Source organism: Pseudomonas sp. K5002 (assembly GCF_013386655.1).
Classification (GTDB): Bacteria; Pseudomonadota; Gammaproteobacteria; order Pseudomonadales; family Pseudomonadaceae; genus Aquipseudomonas.
The window spans coordinates 1-1620 of sequence record NZ_JACARK010001134.1 but is presented as its reverse complement, the minus strand read 5'-3'; the positions used below and the strand labels follow the sequence as shown (position 1 = coordinate 1620).

3 protein-coding genes are annotated in these 1620 nt (G+C 60.8%); all 3 read right to left on the bottom strand.

Features of this window, described 5'->3' with window-relative positions:
• Positions 1-1022, bottom strand: a 1022-nt coding sequence (fliF, locus tag HX846_RS34070) for a flagellar basal-body MS-ring/collar protein FliF (protein WP_178967136.1), incomplete at its 3' end; no start/stop codon positions are given.
• 14 nt (positions 1023-1036) lie between these two features.
• Entirely contained in the window at positions 1037-1369 is a 333-nt protein-coding gene (gene fliE / locus HX846_RS34065; protein ID WP_003214581.1) for a flagellar hook-basal body complex protein FliE, read from the bottom strand.
• A 129-nt stretch (positions 1370-1498) separates the two neighbouring features.
• Positions 1499-1620, bottom strand: a 122-nt coding sequence (locus tag HX846_RS34060) for a helix-turn-helix domain-containing protein (protein WP_178967135.1), incomplete at its 5' end; no start/stop codon positions are given.

Genomic DNA, 1620 nt, shown 5'->3' with positions numbered 1-1620 from the left:
CCGGTGGTTTGCGGGGCAGTGGCCGGGGTGGGCGGCTGGTTGCTCAGGGCACCCGGCACGCCTTGCGGGCCATTGCTGGCGGTACGTTGTTCGGTGGTCGATTGCTCGCTGCGCAGGGCCGGCTGGTCCGGGTTGAACTGCTCGGAGGTCGATTCGACGGCGCTGAAGTCGACGTCGGCCGACACTTCAGCCTTGTAGCGATCATTGCCCAACACCGGTTGCAGGATGTTGTGCACCCGCTGGGTCAGCATGCTTTCCATGCGACGGCTGTAGTCGAACTGCTTGCCGGCCATGGTCAGCGAAGAGTTTTCCGCGAGGTCCGACAGCAGGTTGCCCTTCTGGTCGACTACGGTGATCTGCGACTTGCTCAATTCAGGAACGCTGGTGGCCACCAGGTTGATGATCGCCAATACCTGACCAGGCTCAAGGGAGCGGCCGGCAAAGAGTTCGACCAGGACCGAGGCGCTGGGCTTGCGTTCATCGCGCACAAATACCGAGCTTTTCGGAATCGCCAGGTGCACGCGGGCGCCCTTGACGTTGTTCAGGGCAGAGATGGTGCGCGCCAGTTCGCCTTCCAGGCCGCGACGGTAGCGGGTGGCTTCCATGAACTGGCTGGTCCCCAGGCCCTGGTCCTTGTCGAGGATTTCAAAGCCGATATTCGCGTCGGACGGGGTTACGCCGGCAGCCGCCAGTTTCATCCGCGCACGGGCCACATCGTCGGCCTTGACCAACAGTGCGCCGGAATTCGGTTCGACGGTGTAGCTGATGTCTGCCGCCGCCAGGGTTTCCATGATCTGCTTGGAATCCATGCCGGCCAGGCTGCCGTACAACGGACGGTAATCCGGTTGCTGGGACCACAGCACCACGGCAAAACCAATCGCCACGCTGGCAGCCAGGCCGACCATCAGGCCTACCTGACGCAACATGGTCATCTCGGAGAGGTTTTCCAGGAACGACAGGCCAAACAGCGGCGGCTTGCCGTCTGCCTTGGCGGGTGCGTTATCCACGAGTGCTTCTGCCATGACTCAAATCGTCCTTAAACCGGCATCTGCATGATGTCTTGATAGGCTTGAACCAGTTTGTTGCGCACCTGGGTCAAGGCCTGGAATGAAACGCTGGCTTTTTGCGAGGCGACCATCACGTCGGTGAGGTCCACGCCGCTCTTGCCGATCTCGAAGGCGGTCGCCAACTGATTGGATGCCTGCTGGGTGTCGCTGACTTTGTTGATGGCCTGGCCGAGCATGTCGGCAAAGCTGCTCTGGCCCAATTCCGGTACGGCTTGCGCGGCGGATTTCGGTTGAGCCATGGCATCCATTTGCATGGACCGCATATCCAACATCAACCGATTGAACTCAACACCTTGGCTCATGAACTTTCTCTCCGACGACCCGCAATTTTTTGACACTACACAGCGATTACAGGGGTGGTAGCAACAAGGGTGCCAGCTCCGTGGCATTCTGTAAGAAAAGGCGACTGGCCCTGTCGGCTTTGAGAATTTTCAGGTGGCGTAGAGGTAGGCTTCCACGTCCATCCCGGCGTCACGCATCTGCGCCAGCTTGTAGCGCAGGGTGCGCGGGCTGATGCCCAGGCGCTCGGCGGCTTCTTTGCGGCGCCCGCGCT

Bases quoted from the DNA above. Each gene is read 5' to 3' on its own strand.
- fliE (WP_003214581.1), bottom strand. From the start codon at position 1,369: ATGAGCCAAGGTGTTGAGTTCAATCGGTTGATGTTGGATATGCGGTCC.